This window comes from Arthrobacter sp. Sr33 (assembly GCF_054511195.1).
This window is the reverse complement of record NZ_JBTNDD010000002.1, coordinates 175,130-191,727: the sequence shown is the minus strand read 5'-3', so window position 1 is coordinate 191,727 and position 16,598 is coordinate 175,130. Positions and strand designations below refer to the sequence as shown.

The following is a 16,598-nucleotide window of genomic DNA, read 5'->3' as shown; positions in this document are numbered from 1 at the left end:
ACACCAAAAGTTCGATTTCGACCAACGATGTTGAGGCACCGAGCCCGCAAAAATTCGACCCAGCACCTCCGATCGCGGCACCCCGGAGGTGCCGCGCGGACGAGGGTCAGCCCGGAACTGCCCTAGGCGACGCGGGTGATCTCCACTTTCACGTTCAACGTCGACCCGCCGCCGCCAGACAGGATCCCCTTCAGCGGCGATACATCCTTATAGTCCCGGCCACGCGCCACCGAAACATGGAAGTCGCTGACCGGTCCGCTGTTCGTGGGGTCCCAGCCGCGCCACTCGCCATCCCACCACTCGACCCAGGCGTGGGACTGCCCGGCGACAGTCTCCCCGATGCCTGCGCTGCTGCGTGGATGCAGGTACCCCGAAATGTAGCGTGCGGGAATGCCGATGCTGCGGAACGCGCCAATTGCGAGATGCGCCAAATCCTGGCAGACCCCCTTCCGTGAGTCCCAGGCGTCCCGAGCATTGGTCTGCACTCCGGTGACGCCCTGCACATAGGACATCTCTTGCTTGATCCACTCAAAGATCGCGTGCACTGCCTGATGCGGATTGCGATCAGTTGCCAGCCGTAACGCGTTAGCGCTGACTTCCGGGTCAGGGTCGGTCAACCCGGTTTGCGGCAGCCAGTCGCCGAACTCATTGATGACCTCGTCGGAGCGAAGGTGGTCCCAGGTCACCACCTCATCCTCGGCGGGAATTCGCTCGATCCGGCTCACCTCAACGGTGGTGACGGCTGTAACCTCAAGCGCCTCGTGGGCGCTCTGCATGTCGAACGCGGTCACCCTGGTGCCCCAGTAATCGCGGTATGTCGACACGGCAGCGCTCGACGGCGATACCTTCAACGTCGACTCAAGGACCACCTGCTGGGGGTCTGTGAGCGGCGTCATCCGCGCCTCGTTGTAGGACAAAGTCACTTTGCGCACATAGTTGTAGCCTGTGCGATGGGTGATCAGCAAGCGGGTCATGAGAGTTCTCCCACCCAGGACAGCTCGTCTGCCTGGGAAAAGTAGGTGCGTGAAATTGCGTCGGAAGCCTGGGCACAGGCCTTCTGGACGCGCTCCATGTGCTCGGGCAACTCTGACATCAGGTCGTCGGTCTGGTGGAACTCAAGGAACGTTCGGGCCTGACCGACGATTCGGCTGGCATCGTTGATAAACCCGACCCGGCGGTAGGCGGGGTTGAGATTGGTCAGGCACTTCTCGGCGTCGCTCAGCGCGTACACGATCGACCTCGGAAACAACCGGTCCAACAGCAGGAACTCCGCCGCCTGCTGGTCGCCAAACGATGCCCTCCGGGTGCGCAGGAATGACTCGTAGGCGCCGGCACACCGCAACATGTTGACCCAGGACATGCCTGCCGCATGCACATCGTGGGTGGACAACATACGCGCCGTCATATCCGCCCGCTCAAGGCTCCTGCCCAGCACCAGGAACTGCCAGCTTTCGTCGTGGCTCATGGTGGTATCCGACAGGCCCCGGATCATCGCAGTACGTTCAACCACCCAATGGCAGAAGCGGTAGGTCCCCACCACATCCTTGCGGTGCTGGGTCAGGCCATACCAGGTGGTGTTGAGGCTCTCCCACACGCTGCCTGACACGGTCTCCCGTGCCCGTCGGGCGTTCTCACGTGCGGCGCCCAAGGCGCCGGCAATGGAGGTGGTGCTGGTCCGGTCGTAGGCCAGGGACTGCAAAAGGTCTGACAGTTCAAGCTCGTCACCTTCCGCCCGGCTGCCCATTACTCCTAGCAGCTGACGGGACACATCGCGCTGTTCGCTGCGCGGCATCTGGTTCAGGCGCTCCAGGTGAACATCGAGGATCCGGGCCGTGCCATCGGCGCGCTCCACGTAACGACCAATCCAGAATAGGGATTCAGCGATCCGGCTAAGCATTGACTGTGTCCTCTCCACGGTTCACGCGGTGTCCCCCGGCTGGGGCTTCAACCGAATCGGCCTGTTGCTGCTGTTGTTCCGGTTGCCGGTCCTGCCACCCCGATTCGATCGGCCAGACCCGTTCCTGGACTGGGCGACGCACGGTGTCGACGACCGGGCGCACCGGGGTCTGATTCTGTTCGTCGACCACCCAGGTGTCCTTGGAACCGCCGCCCTGGCTGGAGTTCACAATCAGGGAACCTTCCTTCATGGCCACCCGGGTGAGCCCACCCGGCAGCACCCAGACGTCGTCGCCGTCGTTCACCGCGAACGGGCGAAGGTCCACGTGGCGGGGACTGAACTGACCGCCGGACATGGTCGGCACCGTTGAGAGCTGGAGGACTGGCTGCGCGATCCAACCGCGGGGGTCAGCCGTGACCCGCTCCCTCAGGGCGTCCAGTTCTTCCTTCGACGCGTCGGGGCCGATGACGAGCCCCTTGCCGCCGGAACCGTCCACCGGCTTGACCACCAGTTCGTCCAGCCGGTCCAGCACCTCCTCGCGGGCCGCTGGATCCTCCAGCCGGTACGTGTCGACGTTGGCGATGATTGGCTCTTCGCTGAGGTAGTACCTGATCAGGTCGGGGACGTAGGTGTAGACGAGCTTGTCGTCGGCCACCCCGTTCCCAAGGGCATTGGCGATCGTCACGGTGCCGGCGCGCGCGGCGTTGACCAGGCCGGGGCAGCCGAGCATCGAATCGGAGCGGAACTGCAACGGATCAAGGAACTCGTCGTCAATCCGCTTGTAGATGACGTCGACGCGTTGCTCGCCGGCGGTGGTGCGCATGTAGACGCGGTTGCCACGGCAGATCAGGTCCCGGCCCTCCACCAGTTCCACACCCATCAGTCCCGCCAGCAGGGTGTGTTCAAAGTAGGCGGAGTTGAAGACCCCGGGAGTGAGGACCACCACTGTCGGGTCTTCAGCCGACGACGGCGCCGTCTTCCGCAGCGCCGCAAGAAGACGACGGGGGTACTCTTCGACCGGCCGGATGTGCTGTTGCCCGAATGCCTCCGGCAGCCCCTTGGCCATGGCGCGTCGGTTCTCCAGGACGTAGCTCACGCCGCTGGGGACGCGGACGTTGTCTTCGAGAACCCGGAAGATACCTTCCTGGTCGCGGACGACGTCGATCCCCGAGATGTGGACCCGAACGCCACCGGCGGGGTCGAAGCCCGATACCTGCCGATGGAAGTGGGCGCTTGAGGTGATCAGGCGGCGAGGAATGACGCCGTCGGCGACCACCGACATTTTGTCGTAGACGTCGTTGAGGAACGCCTCGAGTGCGCGGACCCGCTGGCTGACACCCTGTTCCAGAACCTGCCAATCATTGCCTGAGATAACCCGCGGCACAATGTCCAACGGGAAGGGCCGTTCCTCCCCCGCGTAGTCGAACGTGACACCGCGGTCAAGGAAAGTACGGGCCATGGAATCGGCGCGGGCCGTGACGTCGGCGAGGTTCAGTTCGCTGAGGGCTGCGGCCACCTGACTGTATTCGTTGCGAGCCAACTGGCCGGGCGCGAACATTTCATCGAACGCGGGGGTACGGCTGGCTGCTGCTGCATAATCTTCGAAGAGGTCGGACATGGGCTCAACATTGCCACGAATTTCCTGTATTACATATTGTGCAATTGGTCACGTCGGCGGCGTGGCGCGCAGGTCCAGAAGGTCGAGGTCCCTCGCCGCATAGCGAAGGTGCTGCCATTCCTCTTCGAGGATGGTGTGGAGGCAGGAAAGAGTGCGTTGAGGGCGCTCGGGCGCCCATGGAGTGGACCACGGCACGGTCAGGTCTTCCGGCGTGATTGTTACGGGGAAATCCCGGACCATGCTCACCCGATCCGCTCGCGCCTCACTGACGGCGGCATAGGAGGGAATGCCGTCAACGAAGACCGACCTGTCGTAGCCTTCGGATTCGTACTCGGAATGGGGCTGGCCGAGCGTGCTCACGGGCCGCCCAGTTCTCGCGCACTCAGCCGGGCGCCGACCAGCGCGCCCCGGCCTCCCGAAGGTTGGCGTCTTTGAACGGTCGCGACGGCGCCGGTCGAGGCGCTGTTCGCCGACTGAGGCAAGACCCGGCGGCCGTGATTGAATGACCGGGTGATGAACGAAAATCTCCGCCGCGACGAAGCAGCCCTCCGGTCCAGTCTCCTGACCATCGACAGCTACGAGGTTCACCTCGACCTGAGGGAGGCCGCTGATCCTGAGGTCGCCGGGTTCCTCTCCCGCTCGACCGTCACCTTCAGCTGCGACGCGCCGGGCAGCGAAACCTTCATGGACTTCATCGCCGATGAGGTGCACCGCGTTACCCTCAACGGCACGGACCTGGACCCCGCAGTCGTCGTCGACGGCGCCCGCATCACCCTTCCGGATCTGGCTGCTGACAATGTAGTGACCATTACCGGCACCGCCCTGTACAGCCGCAGCGGCGAGGGCATGCACCGCTTCACCGACCCGGCGGATGGGCAAACGTACCTCTACACGCAGTACGAACCTGCCGATGCACGCCGGGTATTCGCCAACTTCGAGCAACCCGATCTGAAAGCCGCCTTCACCTTCTCAGTGAGCGCACCTGCAGACTGGGTCGTGGCCTCCAACGGAGCCGAAGCGACCCGTGAGGATGGCGGAGAGGGCAGCCGGGTGTGGCAGTTCGCGCCCACGGAACGGATTTCGACCTACATCACCACCATCCTGGCCGGGCCGTACTTCGCTGCCACCGACCACTGGTCCGGCACCATGTCCGACGGGTCCACGCTTGCAATCCCGTTGGGGCTTTACTGCAGGGCGTCCCTGGCCGAGGCATTCGACACGGACACCATCTTCGATGTCACCAAGCGGGGACTCGAGTACTTCCATTCACGGTTCGAATATCCTTACCCATTCGGCAAGTACGAGCAGGCGTTCGTGCCCGAATACAACCTCGGGGCCATGGAAAACCCCGGGTTGGTCACCTTCACCGAGGCCTACATCTTCCGCTCCAAGGCGACCCACGACCAGTATGAGGCCCGCGCCAACACCATCCTCCATGAGATGGCCCATATGTGGTTCGGCGACCTGGTGACCATGTTCTGGTGGGACGATCTGTGGTTGAAGGAATCCTTTGCCGACTACATGGGCGCCCTCGCCGTCGCCGAAGCCACCGGTTCCGCCACATCGTGGGTGAGTTTCGCCAACCGCCGCAAGGCCTGGGCCTACCTTCAGGACCAGCTGCCCTCCACCCACCCCATCACCGCTGACATTGTGGATCTTGAAGCGGCCAAACAAAACTTCGACGGGATCACCTATGCGAAGGGCGCCTCGGTGCTGAAACAGTTGGTGGCCTATGCCGGCAGCGAAGCATTCTTCGAGGCGGCCCGCGCCTATTTCAGGACCCACGCGTTCGGTAATACCCGGTTGACGGACCTCCTCTCAGCATTGTCGGACGCCACCGGCCAGGACATGACCGCCTGGGCGCAGCAGTGGCTCCAGACGTCGGGTGTGCCGTTGCTCAGCGCCGAGGTCGAGGTCGACGACGACGGCGCCTACCGTGCAGTGGTCATCCACCAGGACGCCACCGACCCGGTCACTGGCGCGGCAGCGCTCCGCCCGCACCAGCTGCGCCTCGGACTGTACAGTTTCGCCGCCGGAGCACTGGTACGGACCGGCGCCGTCGATGTGCGTATTGACGGCGCCGCAACGGATGTCCCCGAGCTGGTGGGTGTCGTCCAGCCCGATCTGCTGCTGATCAACGATGATGATCTGACCTACGCGAAGATCAGCTTTGATGAACGGTCGCTGGCGACCCTGCTGGGTAGCGTTGGCTGCCTTGAGGAGCCGCTGGCGCGCGCTGTCTGTCAGGCGGCGCTGTGGTCGAATACCCGGGATGCGGCGCTCTCAGCGGCCGCCTACGTGGGTGCGGTGCAGCTCGCTGCGCCCGGCGAGTCCGGGGTCGGAGCGCTGCAGGTCATGTTGCGGAACGCGCACTACGCCGTCGAACACTACTCTCCGGCTGACGAGCGTGAGGTCCTGCGGGACCGGTTGTTCTCGTTTGTGGTGGAGGGTCTGCACGCGGCCGAGCCAGCCTCCGACCTGCAGCTGGTCTGGGCCCGGGCCGCAGCCGCTCTGGGCCTGCACAGCAACACCCACTCAGGGTGGTTCAGGGAACTGCTCGGTGGGAAGCAGAGTGTGACCGGGCTGGCTGTGGACCCCGAGCTGCGCTGGCTCCTCTGGCAGGCGTTGGCAGCCCAGGGTCAGGCATCGGGTGCTGAGCTGGAGGCGGAGCTTGACCGGGACCGCACGGCGGCCGGTAAAGCAGGATTCACCAGGGCCTCCACCTCGGTACCGGACGCTGCCATCAAGGAGAAGGCCTGGCAGGAAGCAGTCTTCGGCACCAGGCTATCCAACGAGCTGCTGTCAGCGACCATCGCCGGTTTCGCCGAGGGCCCCGCCGAACTGCGGGCCCCGTACGTGGACCGCTATTTCGCCGAAATCGGCCGCGTGTGGGACGCAATGGGAATCGAGATGGCCAGTCGCATTGTCCGCGGACTGTTCCCCGGCTCGCAGGACCTCACTCCGGGCGAAGCAGCCGAAGAGCACCGGGTGGTGCTCGCAGCCGATAACTGGCTGACAACTTACCAGTCGTCGCCCGCGGCGTTGCGCCGGATTGTCCTGGAGGAACGCGATCACCTGTTGCGATCGTTACACGCCCAGGGAAAGGTCGCCTAGCCGGGTCCGGCTCCTAGGTGACCCGGTACAGCCAGTCGCGGGTGCCGAACTTGTCCTCCACCAGACGCTCTGCACGTGCCACCTCATCATCGGTGAACGTTGAGTCCTGCGCGCCGTACTTCGCCCGGAACGTGTCGATCATGACCTTGATGATGTCTTCCCGGGACCGGCCGGTCTGACGGCGGAGCGGGTCGACCCGCTTCTTCGCGCTCCGGGTACCCTTGTCGGACAGCTTTTCCTTGCCGATGCGCAACACCTCGAGCATCTTGTCGGCGTCGATGTCGTAGGACATGGTGACGTGGTGCAGCATGCCGCCGTTGCTCAGCCGCTTTTGTGCGGCGCCGCCAATTTTTCCGACGTCGGTCGCAATGTCATTGAGCGGCTGGTACCAGGCTTCGATCCCGAGGGTGCGAAGCGCGTCCATCACCCAGGCGTCAAGGAACGGGTACGACTCGGCGAAGCTCAACGAGTCCACCAGCGTCTGCGGCAGGTACAGCGAGTAGGTGATGGCGTTGCCGTGTTCCATGAACATGGCTCCCCCGCCGCTGATCCGGCGGACCACGCTCACGCCATGCCGCAGCACCCCCTCAGGGTTAACCTCGTTGCGCATCGACTGGAAGCTGCCAATCACCACCGAGGGCGATTCCCATTCCCAGAACCTGAGGGTGGGGTTACGGCGACCGTCGCCAACGTCCCGGGTCAGTACCTCGTCCATCGCGACGTGCATCTCGGTGGAGAGCGGTGTGGGCCCAATAACGTCCCACTGGTGGTCGGCCCACCCGGTTGCCAGGCCCAGGGCTCGCCGGACGGCAGTCGCCACCGCCTCCGGAGAGAAGCCGAACAGTTCCGCCGTGGGGTCCAGCCCCTGCACGACGGCGGCAGTCAACTCCCCGTGCGAGGCGTGAGCTGGCAGGCCCTCCAGCGACCGGTTGATGTCGTCGAGCGCTTCGTCAGGTTCGAGAAAGAAGTCGCCGTTGATGGATACTCCGGTCAGGACACCGTTGGCGACTTCGAAATCGGCGACGACCAGCTTCCCACCAGGCACCTTGAACTCGCCGTGGACAGGTCCTGAGGGGATTTGACTGGTCATCGGGGTGCTCCTTGGAGACTGGTAAACGGTGGTGAACAAGAAATGGGTCCGGACCGCCTAAGCGGTCCGGACCCATCAGGCAGACTAGTCTGCTCTCGGCATTACTTCTTGCCGAAGCCCTTGAAGCGGGCGTTGAAGCGCTCGACGCGGCCGGCGGAGTCCATGATCCGCTGCTTGCCGGTGTAGAAAGGGTGCGACTCGGAGGAAATTTCGACCTCGACCAGTGGGTAGGTGTTGCCGTCCTCCCACTCAACAGTCTTCTTGGAGGTCACGGTGGACCGGGTCAGGAATGACTTCTCGGACGCGAGGTCGCGGAAAACAACCGTTGAATACTTGGGGTGGATATCAGACTTCACAGTGTTACCTTCGTTAGTTGCCTGGATTTGGCCAGGCACAAGGGGGTTGGAAAAGTTGGTTGGCCCTAAGACCAGCTACCCACTCTACCGCACCCGAGGCGGTCCCAGCCATCTTGCCACCGGTGGGTGTGGCACGGCAGCTAGCGCCGGCATTCCCAGAAAGCGACCGCGCTTGCCGCTGCGACATTGAGCGAATCGACGCCGGCTCGCATCGGGATGCTCACGCTGTGGTCGGCCTGTTCCAGGGTCGCCCGGGTCAGGCCCTCCCCCTCAGTGCCAAGCACCAGGGCGAGCCGTTCGTGGCGGGCGGCGCTGAGGTCGTCCAGGGCGATGGTCTTGTCCCCCAGGGCGAGGCCGGCAACCACGAATCCTGCCTCCTGCAGATCGCCGAGCTGCGCAGGCCACTCGGATAATCTCACCCATGGCACCTGGAAAACGGCGCCCATGCTGACCCTGATTGCACGCCGGTAAAGCGGGTCGGCGCAGCGCGGACTGATCAGGACGGCGTCCACACCGAGTGCCGCAGCGGAGCGAAAGATAGCGCCGAGGTTGGTGTGGTCGACGATGTCCTCAAGGACAGCGATCCGGTGCGCGCCCTCCAGTACCCCATCGAGGTCGAGCGGACGGGGCCGGTCCATGGCGGCCAGCGCACCACGGTGCAGATGGAAGCCGGTGATCTGTTCGAGGATCTGCTCGGTGCCGATGAAAGCGGGGACCGCGGGGAAACGCTCCAGCAGGTCCTGCAGATCGGGCAGCCATTTGTCGGTGAGAAAGAAGGACCGTGGGGTGTGGCCGGCGTCGACGGCTCGCCGGAGCACCTTGGTGCTTTCGGCAATGTAGAGGCCTTCGGCGGGTTCCCGTCGTCGGCGGAGCTGTGTATCGGTCAGGGAGGTGTAGTCCGACACCAGCGGGTCGGCGGGGTCGGTCAGGCGGTGGATGCTCATCCGGTGACCAGCCGGGCGACCATGATGTAGAGGGCGATCAGGCCGAGAGTCACAATGATCGACCGCAGCACTGCCGGACGTAGCCTGCGTCCGATCACCGCACCAAAGAAGCCGCCAATGAGTGAGCTGACGGCGATGACCAGAACCACCCACCAGTTGATACGGTCGAACGCGAAGAGCATGTACGAAATGCCTGCCACCACGTTGACGGCGAGCACCAGCAGGTTCTTCACTGCGGTGGCGTTCTGGATGGTGCCGTGCAGGAAAATGCCGAGGATACCCACCATCAGGATGCCCTGAGCTGCGACGAAATACCCGCCGTAGACGCCCGCCAGGTACACGAGGATGGTCAGCCCCACGGGGTGGGCCCGGGTGGACTCCTTGCGTTCCGCCCGGAGCAGCACCCTGCGTTGCAGCGCGGGCTGGAAGATCACAAACCCCAGGGCAATGACGATCAGGATTGGCGCCGCGAATTCGAAGACCTGTTCCGGCAGATTCAGGAGGAGAGCTGCACCGGTGATCCCCCCGAGAACCGAGGCGGGAAGCAGGCGAAGGATGGTCGAGCGCAAACCGGCAAGTTCACGACGGTACCCCCAGGTTCCCGATACACCGCCCGCGATCAGGCCCATCGCGTTGCTGATGGTCGCCGTGACCGGGGCGAATCCCAGGGCGAGCAGGACCGGGAAGGTGACAAGCGTGCCGGAGCCCACCACCGAATTGATGGCACCGGCCCAGAGACCGGCAACAAAAATGAGGGCACCCTGCAGCAGTTCCATCAGCAGGCGTACCGGTCGCTAGGCGCGGGAACGGGCGACAGCCGTGTAGCGGCCGTCCTGCTGGCGGACGTCGAGGGGCACATCGAAAGCTGCGCTGAGGTGCTCTTCGGTGAAGACGGTCTCGATCGGGCCGGAAGCCACTACCGCGCCGTCGCGCATCAGCATGGCGTGGGTGAATCCCGGTGGCACCTCTTCGAGGTGATGGGTCACTAACACCATGACCGGTGATTCCTCGTCCTGGGCCAGGGCTGTGAGCCGGGTGATCAGGTCTTCACGACCGGCGAGGTCCAGCCCGGCGCCGGGCTCGTCGAGGAGCAGCAGCTCCGGGTCGGTCATCAGGGCCCGGGCGATCTGGACGCGCTTGCGTTCGCCCTCGCTGAGGGAGGCAAACGGCCGGTTCATGAAGGTGGACATGCCCCACGCATCGAGCAGGGCAAAGGCGCGGCGGGCGTCCTGCTTTTCGTACTGCTCCCGCCACCGTCCGGTGATCCCGTAGGAAGCGGTGACCACCACGTTGAGCACGGTTTCGTGCTCGGGTATCTGGGCGGCGAGGGCCGCCGAGGCGAGCCCGATGCGGGGACGCAACTCGAAGACATCCACCGCACCCAGAACTTCGTCCAAGATACCCGCGACACCCTGGGTGGGGTGGATGCGGGCGCCAGCGATCTGGAGCAGGGTGGTTTTGCCTGCGCCGTTCGGGCCCATGATCACCCAGCGTTCGCCGTCCTTGACCTGCCAGTCCACGCTGTCCAACAGCGTCTTGCCGCCCCGGACAAGGCTTACCCCAGCTAACTCAAGAACATCACTCATAGCACTAGACATTAGGCCAACTAGCGCAGCAAACGCGAAACGGCGCCCGCCCGGCGCCCGGGAGGTGCCGGTGGGCAGGATGAGCGGCCGGCGTCGTCCGGTGAACTGATTTCGGGGCCCGCCCGGCGCCCGGCGATAATGGCTGGGTGGCGCTGACCGCGCTGCGGTTGAAGACCAATGGTGAAAGTGGAGGATTATGCCCAGGGAATTCGGTGTCGTCAGTTACGGTGTGCAGCTTCCGGATGAGTTTCTGATCGCTGTCCAGGGTGCCGTCCAGAACACCGGTGCCCAGATCATCGAACTCGAGAACTCGGGGAGCTCACGCTTCCAGGCGTCCACCGTTTTCGTCTCGTTCGACGGCGACGCCGCCGACCTGCGGACCGCTGTGCAGCCCCACCTGACGGGTGATCTGAGCTGCGCCGTCGTCCCTCCCCCACTGGTTGACGAGGGACGAAAGCTCCTCATCATGGACGTGGATTCCACCTTGATCCGGCAGGAAGTCATTGAGTTGCTGGCTGCCCACGCTGGCCGGGAGGCTGAGGTCGCCGCCGTCACCGACGCGGCGATGCGCGGCGAAATAGATTTCACCCAGAGCCTCCGATCGAGGGTGGCGGTGCTCAAGGGCCTTCCGGTCAGTGTCCTCGCCGAGGTGGGATCGGTCATTGAGTTCAGCGACGGCGCTGAGGAGCTGGTCCGCCACTATCTGGCGGCAGGGCACGCGGTTGCCGCAGTCTCGGGCGGTTTCACCCAGCTACTCGACCCGCTGGCCGCCCAACTGAGCCTGACCTTCGCGGAGGCCAACGTACTGGGCGTCAGCGACGACGGACATCTCACCGGTGAGGTCGTGGGCCCGGTAGTGGACCGCGCAGCCAAGGAACGGGCCCTGCGGCGGTGGGCTGCGGAGGCCGGCGTGCCGATGGAGCGGACCATCGCCGTCGGGGACGGTGCCAATGACCTCGACATGCTTGGCGCGGCTGGGCTCGGGGTGGCTTTCAACGCCAAGCCCGCGGTCCGTGCGGCTGCGGACGCCTCGATCGATCTGCCCTACCTGGACGTGGTCAGGCACTTCAGCCGGTACTGACCTGGACCGGGCTGACTCTTGATGGACTTCACCGCCCCAGGACCCAATCCTGGGGCGGTGAAGGAACCGGCTACTTGGTGAAGTACTCGTAGCCGCCGACGTACTCCGTGTGTCCGCTGGGGACATCGGCAGTGGCCATCTTCGCGATCTCAGCGGCAAACTCGGCGACCGAGTAGAGCCGCCCGGCCTGCTCGCGGCGCGCTTCAATCGCCCCGGGGGTGGCCCGGTCCAGCAGGGTTGCCGTAACGGTTCCCTCGATCATGTCGCCGGAAACCACAACCAGGGTGATGCCCTTGGCTTCCAGCTCAGGCAGCAGCTCGCGGAGGGCATCCTCACCGGCCCGCTTACTGCGAGCGACGGCCTCGTAGGCTGCCATCGTGGGAACCGTGTTGATGAAGTGCGCCTGGTGGCTGGTGATGAACACCACGCGGGAACCCGACGGCATCACGTCCATCGCCGCGCGGAGCATGTTGACCTGCGCGTCACGGTTCAGTTTCAGGGCATAGTCTTCCTCGACTCCCGATTCCATCCCGCCCGACGCATTGAGGACCAGCAAACCCAGACCCCCGAAGTTGTCGACCGCTGCCTGGATCAGCGCCGCTGACCCCTCAGCGGTGGTCAGGTCGGCGCCAACAGCTACCGCCTTCCCGCCAGCGGCCTCGATCCCCGCCACCACCTTCGCGGCGCGCGGTGCCTTCTGGCGGTAATTGACGACGACGGCGGCGCCCTGGTCCGCGAGCAGTTTCGCGACATCAGCCCCGATTCCGCGTGATGATCCGGTGACGATTGCGGTTGTGCCATCCAACGCGGCCATAGGTACTCCTCTTAGTCGGTGAAACATTAGTCAGTGAAAACGGGTGATAAACGCTGTGCTGTTAGTGGCCCATGCCCAGTCCACCGTCGACGGGGATGACCGCTCCGGAGATGTAGGCGGCGTCGTCGCTGGCAATCCACCGCACCACGTTGGCCACCTCGGTCGGCTCAGCGAACCGTCGGGCCGGGATGGTGGCGAGGTAGTTTTTGCGGGTGTCCTCGGGCAGCTCGGCGGTCATATCGGTGTTAATGAAACCCGGAGCCACCACGTTCGCGGTGATACCCCGCGAACCCAGTTCGCGGGTGAGCGACCTGGCGATGCCGATCAGGCCCGCCTTCGACGCCGAATAGTTGATCTGCCCGGGCGCACCGTACAGCCCCGTCACCGAAGAGATCAGCACCACGCGGCCTTTCCGGAGGCGGATCATCCCCTTCGAAGCCCTCTTGATGACGCGGAACGCGCCGGTGAGGTTGGTGTCGATGACGTCGGTGAAGTCCGACTCACTCATCCGCAGCAGCAGCGTGTCACGGGTCATCCCGGCGTTGGCGACCAGCACCTCGACGGGGCCGTGGGCTTCCTCGACGGCGGTGAACGCGGCGTCGACCTGCGCTTCGCTGGTGACGTCGGCTTTCACGCCGAGAAGTCCCTCAGGAACCTCCCCGCTGCGGTAGGTAATGGCCACCCGGTCACCGTTCTCAACAAAGGCTCGCGCAATGGCAAGCCCAATGCCGCGGTTGCCTCCGGTTACCAAAACACTGCGTCCCTGCTCGGCGTCTGCCACGGATTCCTCCAGAATCATTGCTCCAACTATCCCTGCCGATCCTAGCTGGGACCTGCTGAACTGCAAGAATGTGGCGAAGGGCAGCCGCCGGGGGAACCTTTGGTGGCTGCCAGGCTTTTAACATCTTGGGGCACTGAGTGAGACAATAGAAAGGTCCCTTGGAGTGTGATGAGCAAGCAAATCCGGCATGGCGCTGACGTCCACAGTATTACCGATGCGCGAAGCGCCCACAGCGATGAAATACGCGGGCGAATGATCAAATATTCCATTTCGATGGGTATCCGTCTCGTCTGCATCGTCCTCGTGTTTTTCGTTGAGGGCTGGCTGCAGTGGGTGGTGATCGTTGGTGCGGTGGTGCTGCCGTACTTCGCGGTGATCTTCGCTAACGGTGGGTCCGACACCAGCGACCTGCCCCACAGCCAGTCGCTGATCGATAACGTGCCCCTCCCCGCTCTTGAGACCGCGGCCCCGGTGTCCCCGGAGCCCACCGACGACGTGCTGCAGGGCGAAATTATTGACGACGACGACCCGGCCACCACCAACGACAAGCTGTACAGGGGACGTCCCACCGTATGAATCTTCTTGACCAGCTGCAGCAGCTCAGCGCTGCCCCAGGAACCACGCAGGAGCCGGGCGGCCGGCCCGCCGAGACCGTGTGCTCACGCAAGGCGTGCCGGCTGCCCGCAACCTGGCAGCTGCTATGGAACAACCCAAAAATCCACACGCCAGAGCGCCGGAAAATTTGGGTTGCGTGTGGGGAGCACCGCGACTGGCTGGAGAACTACCTGCAGACCCGTGATCTGTGGAAGGAAACCCTGCCCCTGGCGGGCTCAGCCGAGGACACAGCATAGATGTACCGTTTTCTCGTTTCGCCCCGCTGGCTGGGGTGGTTTGCCCTCGTGGTCCTGCTCGCCGTCGCGTGCAGTTCCCTCGGTATGTGGCAGCTCGACCGTCGTGACCAGCTGGCTGACACGATCCAACGGATCGAAGCCAACTATGACCAGCCGGCCGTCCCGTATGCAGCGGACACCGCCGATTTCAGATCGTTTGACCCTGCCGAGGAATGGCTGCCCATTGAGCTGACCGGAACCTATGACACGGCCAACCAGCTGGTGGTGCGCAACCGTCCCTTCAGCGGACGCCCCGGCTACGAGGTGCTGGTGCCGCTCAAACTGGCGGACGGGTCAGCGGTGATTATCAACCGCGGTTGGCTACCGATCGGCAATGATGCGGCGGGCCGTCCCGATGCTTTCCCTCAGCCGCCCGACGGCGAGGTCACCGTGACGGCGAGGATCAAGCCGGGTGAGCCGCAGCTGGATCGCGGGGCCCCGGAGGGCCAGATCGCTTCCATCAACCTGGCACGCTACGACGAGGTCCTCGACTACGAGCTTCAGACGGGTGCCTACGGGCTGATGTCAGCCGAAAGTCCGGCACCGGCGACTTCGCCGCGGATCTTCCCGCGCCCGTCCCTGGACGCCGGACCGCACTTGTCATACTCCATGCAGTGGTTCGCCTTCGGCGGCCTGTTGTTCGTGGGGTTCGGCTACGCCGCCCGGCAGCAGCAGCGGACGGACGAAGAAGAGGCCGAAGAAGCCAACGGCACCATCTCGGCGCTGCCGTCGCGACGACAGCGCCGCCCCACCGCCGAGGAAGAAGAAGACGCCTACCTCGACGCGCGCGGCTATTAGGCCATCGTCACCAGGTCGAGATAGTCATCGCTCCAAAGGTCCTCGACGCCGTCGGGTAGCAGCACCACCCGTTCGGGGTTGAGCGCCTCAACCGCTCCCTCATCGTGGCTGACCAGGACGACGGCGCCACTGTAGTTGCGCAGCGCCCCCAGAATCTCGGCACGGCTGGCGGGGTCCAGGTTGTTGGTCGGTTCGTCGAGCAGCAACACGTTGGCTGACGACGCGACGATGGTGGCCAGAGCCAGTCGAGTCTTCTCACCACCGGAGAGCACCCCGGCAGGCTTGTCGACGTCGTCGCCCGTGAAGAGGAAGGACCCGAGGACACCGCGGACTTCGGCGTCCTTCATATCCGGTGCCGAGGAGCGCATGTTCTCGAGGACGGTCCGCTCAGTGTCGAGGGTTTCGTGTTCCTGGGCGTAGTAGCCCACCTTCAGGCCGTGCCCGGGGATGACTTCGCCGGTGTCCGGTTTGTCGACGCCGGCGAGCATCCGCAGCAGGGTGGTCTTGCCAGCACCGTTCAGTCCGAGGATCACTACCTTCGATCCGCGGTCGATAGCGAGGTCGACGTCGGTGAAGATCTCCAGCGAACCGTAGGACTTGCTGAGCCCCTCGGCGGTCATGGGGGTCTTGCCGCACGGGGACGGTTCGGGGAACCGCAGCGCAGCAACGCGGTCCTGCGCGCGCACCGCTTCCAGCCCGCCCAGCAGGCGTTCCGCACGCTTCGCCATGTTCTGCGCAGCAACTGCCTTGGTGGCCTTGGCCCGCATTTTGTTGGCCTGGTCCATGAGGACCTGGGCCTTCTTCTCCGTGTTGGCGCGCTCACGCTTCCTCGCGCGTTCATCAGTCTCGCGCTGCTGCAGGTAACGCTTCCAGCCGATGTTGTAGATGTCGATCGTGGCGCGGTTGGCATCCAGGTGGAACACCTTGTTCACCGTCGCTTCAAGCAAGTCCACATCGTGGCTGATCACAATCAGGCCACCCTGGTGGTTCTTGAGGAACTCGCGCAGCCAGGTGATGGAGTCGGCGTCAAGGTGGTTGGTTGGCTCATCGAGGAGCATGGTCTCCGCGCCCGAGTACAGGATGCGCGCAAGTTCAACACGCCGGCGCTGACCACCGGAGAGGGTGCTCAGCGGCTGGTTCAGGATCCGGTCCGGCAGGGCGAGGTTCGAGGAAATTGCGGCTGCCTCCGCTTCGGCGGCGTACCCGCCGTGCGCAAGGAATTCTGCTTCGATCCGGTCGTAGCGGGCCATCGCCTTGTCGCGCACCGAATTGTTGTCGCTCGCCATGTCTTCCTGGGCGGCCCGCAGCTTGGTGACGACGACGTCGAGGTTCCGCGCCGAAAGGATCCGGTCCCGGGCCAACTGCTCCATATTGGGTGTCCGCGGGTCCTGGGGCAGGTACCCGATTTCGCCCTTTCGGGTGACGGACCCGCCGGCCGGCAGACCCTCCCCCGCCAGGACCCTGGTCAGAGTGGTCTTGCCGGCACCATTTCGACCCACCAGACCAATCTTGTCCCCGCGGTCAACACGGAATGACACCGCATCCATAAGCAGGCGCGCTCCCGCGCGAAGCTCTAAGTTCGAGACGGTAATCAATTACGTGGCCTTTCAATGGAACGGTTCCGCATCA

General features: G+C 64.4%; 17 protein-coding genes. 5 read left to right on the top strand and 12 right to left on the bottom strand.

The features are described 5' to 3' along the window. Positions 1-122: 122 nt before the first annotated feature. From ACX80T_RS03775 to ACX80T_RS03760, 4 genes are read right to left on the bottom strand one after another with little or no spacing between them, the layout of a single operon-like run. Entirely contained in the window at positions 123-974 is an 852-nt protein-coding gene (locus ACX80T_RS03775) for a transglutaminase family protein (RefSeq protein WP_459303740.1), read from the bottom strand. Next, the gene (locus ACX80T_RS03770; protein WP_019482679.1) at positions 971-1,897 is read right to left on the bottom strand and encodes an alpha-E domain-containing protein; all 927 of its coding nucleotides are present in this window, start codon (positions 1,895-1,897) and stop codon (positions 971-973) included. The genes ACX80T_RS03775 and ACX80T_RS03770 overlap by 4 nt, the downstream gene beginning before the upstream one ends. Beyond that, on the bottom strand, positions 1,890-3,515 hold the full coding sequence (locus ACX80T_RS03765) for a circularly permuted type 2 ATP-grasp protein (protein ID WP_116777778.1): 1,626 nt from the start codon (positions 3,513-3,515) through the stop codon (positions 1,890-1,892). The genes ACX80T_RS03770 and ACX80T_RS03765 overlap by 8 nt, the downstream gene beginning before the upstream one ends. Positions 3,516-3,563: 48 nt before the next feature. Beyond that, entirely contained in the window at positions 3,564-3,875 is a 312-nt protein-coding gene (locus ACX80T_RS03760) for a hypothetical protein (RefSeq protein ID WP_459303739.1), read from the bottom strand. Between the two features lie 153 nt (positions 3,876-4,028). Here ACX80T_RS03760 and pepN point away from each other — a divergent pair, with 153 nt between their 5' ends. After that, positions 4,029-6,629 carry an aminopeptidase N gene (gene pepN / locus ACX80T_RS03755; protein WP_459303738.1) on the top strand — a complete coding sequence of 867 codons (2,601 nt, stop codon included), beginning with the start codon at positions 4,029-4,031 and terminating at the stop codon, positions 6,627-6,629. A 13-nt stretch (positions 6,630-6,642) separates the two neighbouring features. Here pepN and ACX80T_RS03750 read toward each other — a convergent pair whose 3' ends face one another. The 5 genes from ACX80T_RS03750 to ACX80T_RS03730 all read right to left on the bottom strand — a co-directional run bounded on the left by ACX80T_RS03750 (position 6,643) and on the right by ACX80T_RS03730 (position 10,605). Beyond that, positions 6,643-7,719 carry a lipoate--protein ligase family protein gene (locus tag ACX80T_RS03750; protein ID WP_459303737.1) on the bottom strand — a complete coding sequence of 359 codons (1,077 nt, stop codon included), beginning with the start codon at positions 7,717-7,719 and terminating at the stop codon, positions 6,643-6,645. A 101-nt stretch (positions 7,720-7,820) separates the two neighbouring features. After that, entirely contained in the window at positions 7,821-8,075 is a 255-nt protein-coding gene (locus tag ACX80T_RS03745) for a type B 50S ribosomal protein L31 (protein ID WP_019482674.1), read from the bottom strand. 140 nt (positions 8,076-8,215) lie between these two features. Continuing rightward, entirely contained in the window at positions 8,216-9,019 is an 804-nt protein-coding gene (locus ACX80T_RS03740) for a TrmH family RNA methyltransferase (RefSeq protein WP_459303736.1), read from the bottom strand. Beyond that, a complete protein-coding gene (locus ACX80T_RS03735) occupies positions 9,016-9,795 on the bottom strand; it encodes a sulfite exporter TauE/SafE family protein (protein WP_459303735.1) in 780 nt (259 codons plus the stop codon). The genes ACX80T_RS03740 and ACX80T_RS03735 overlap by 4 nt, the downstream gene beginning before the upstream one ends. Positions 9,796-9,813: 18 nt before the next feature. Continuing rightward, positions 9,814-10,605, bottom strand: coding sequence for an ABC transporter ATP-binding protein (locus ACX80T_RS03730; protein WP_024476526.1), 792 nt, complete (start codon positions 10,603-10,605; stop codon positions 9,814-9,816). Positions 10,606-10,801: 196 nt separating this feature from the next. On the opposite strand from ACX80T_RS03730, the gene serB reads away from it, so the two are divergent. Next, entirely contained in the window at positions 10,802-11,686 is an 885-nt protein-coding gene (gene serB, locus ACX80T_RS03725; RefSeq protein ID WP_116777772.1) for a phosphoserine phosphatase SerB, read from the top strand. 70 nt (positions 11,687-11,756) lie between these two features. Here serB and ACX80T_RS03720 read toward each other — a convergent pair whose 3' ends face one another. Both ACX80T_RS03720 and fabG read right to left on the bottom strand, forming a co-directional pair. After that, on the bottom strand, positions 11,757-12,500 hold the full coding sequence (locus tag ACX80T_RS03720) for an SDR family oxidoreductase (protein WP_019482669.1): 744 nt from the start codon (positions 12,498-12,500) through the stop codon (positions 11,757-11,759). A gap of 61 nt (positions 12,501-12,561) precedes the next feature. Continuing rightward, positions 12,562-13,299: a 3-oxoacyl-ACP reductase FabG gene (gene fabG, locus ACX80T_RS03715; protein ID WP_019482668.1), complete on the bottom strand. Its 738-nt coding sequence runs from the start codon at positions 13,297-13,299 to the stop codon at positions 12,562-12,564. A gap of 150 nt (positions 13,300-13,449) precedes the next feature. Between fabG and ACX80T_RS03710 the strand changes: the two genes are divergently transcribed. Genes ACX80T_RS03710 through ACX80T_RS03700 form a run of 3 tightly spaced genes read left to right on the top strand, consistent with a single transcriptional unit; the run spans position 13,450 to position 14,969 of the window. Next, positions 13,450-13,857, top strand: coding sequence for a DUF3099 domain-containing protein (locus tag ACX80T_RS03710; RefSeq protein WP_459303734.1), 408 nt, complete (start codon positions 13,450-13,452; stop codon positions 13,855-13,857). After that, complete coding sequence (locus ACX80T_RS03705; protein ID WP_019482666.1) at positions 13,854-14,132, top strand: hypothetical protein; 279 nt, start codon at positions 13,854-13,856, stop codon at positions 14,130-14,132. The genes ACX80T_RS03710 and ACX80T_RS03705 overlap by 4 nt, the downstream gene beginning before the upstream one ends. Then, positions 14,133-14,969, top strand: a complete 837-nt coding sequence (locus ACX80T_RS03700) for an SURF1 family cytochrome oxidase biogenesis protein (protein ID WP_459303733.1) — start codon at positions 14,133-14,135, stop codon at positions 14,967-14,969. Here the strand turns inward: ACX80T_RS03700 and ACX80T_RS03695 are convergent. Further along, positions 14,966-16,564 (bottom strand): ABC-F family ATP-binding cassette domain-containing protein, encoded by a 1,599-nt coding sequence (locus ACX80T_RS03695; RefSeq protein ID WP_459303732.1) that lies wholly within the window; start codon positions 16,562-16,564, stop codon positions 14,966-14,968. The two genes, ACX80T_RS03700 and ACX80T_RS03695, sit on opposite strands and share 4 nt — an antisense overlap. Between the last annotated feature and the right edge of the window lie 34 nt (positions 16,565-16,598).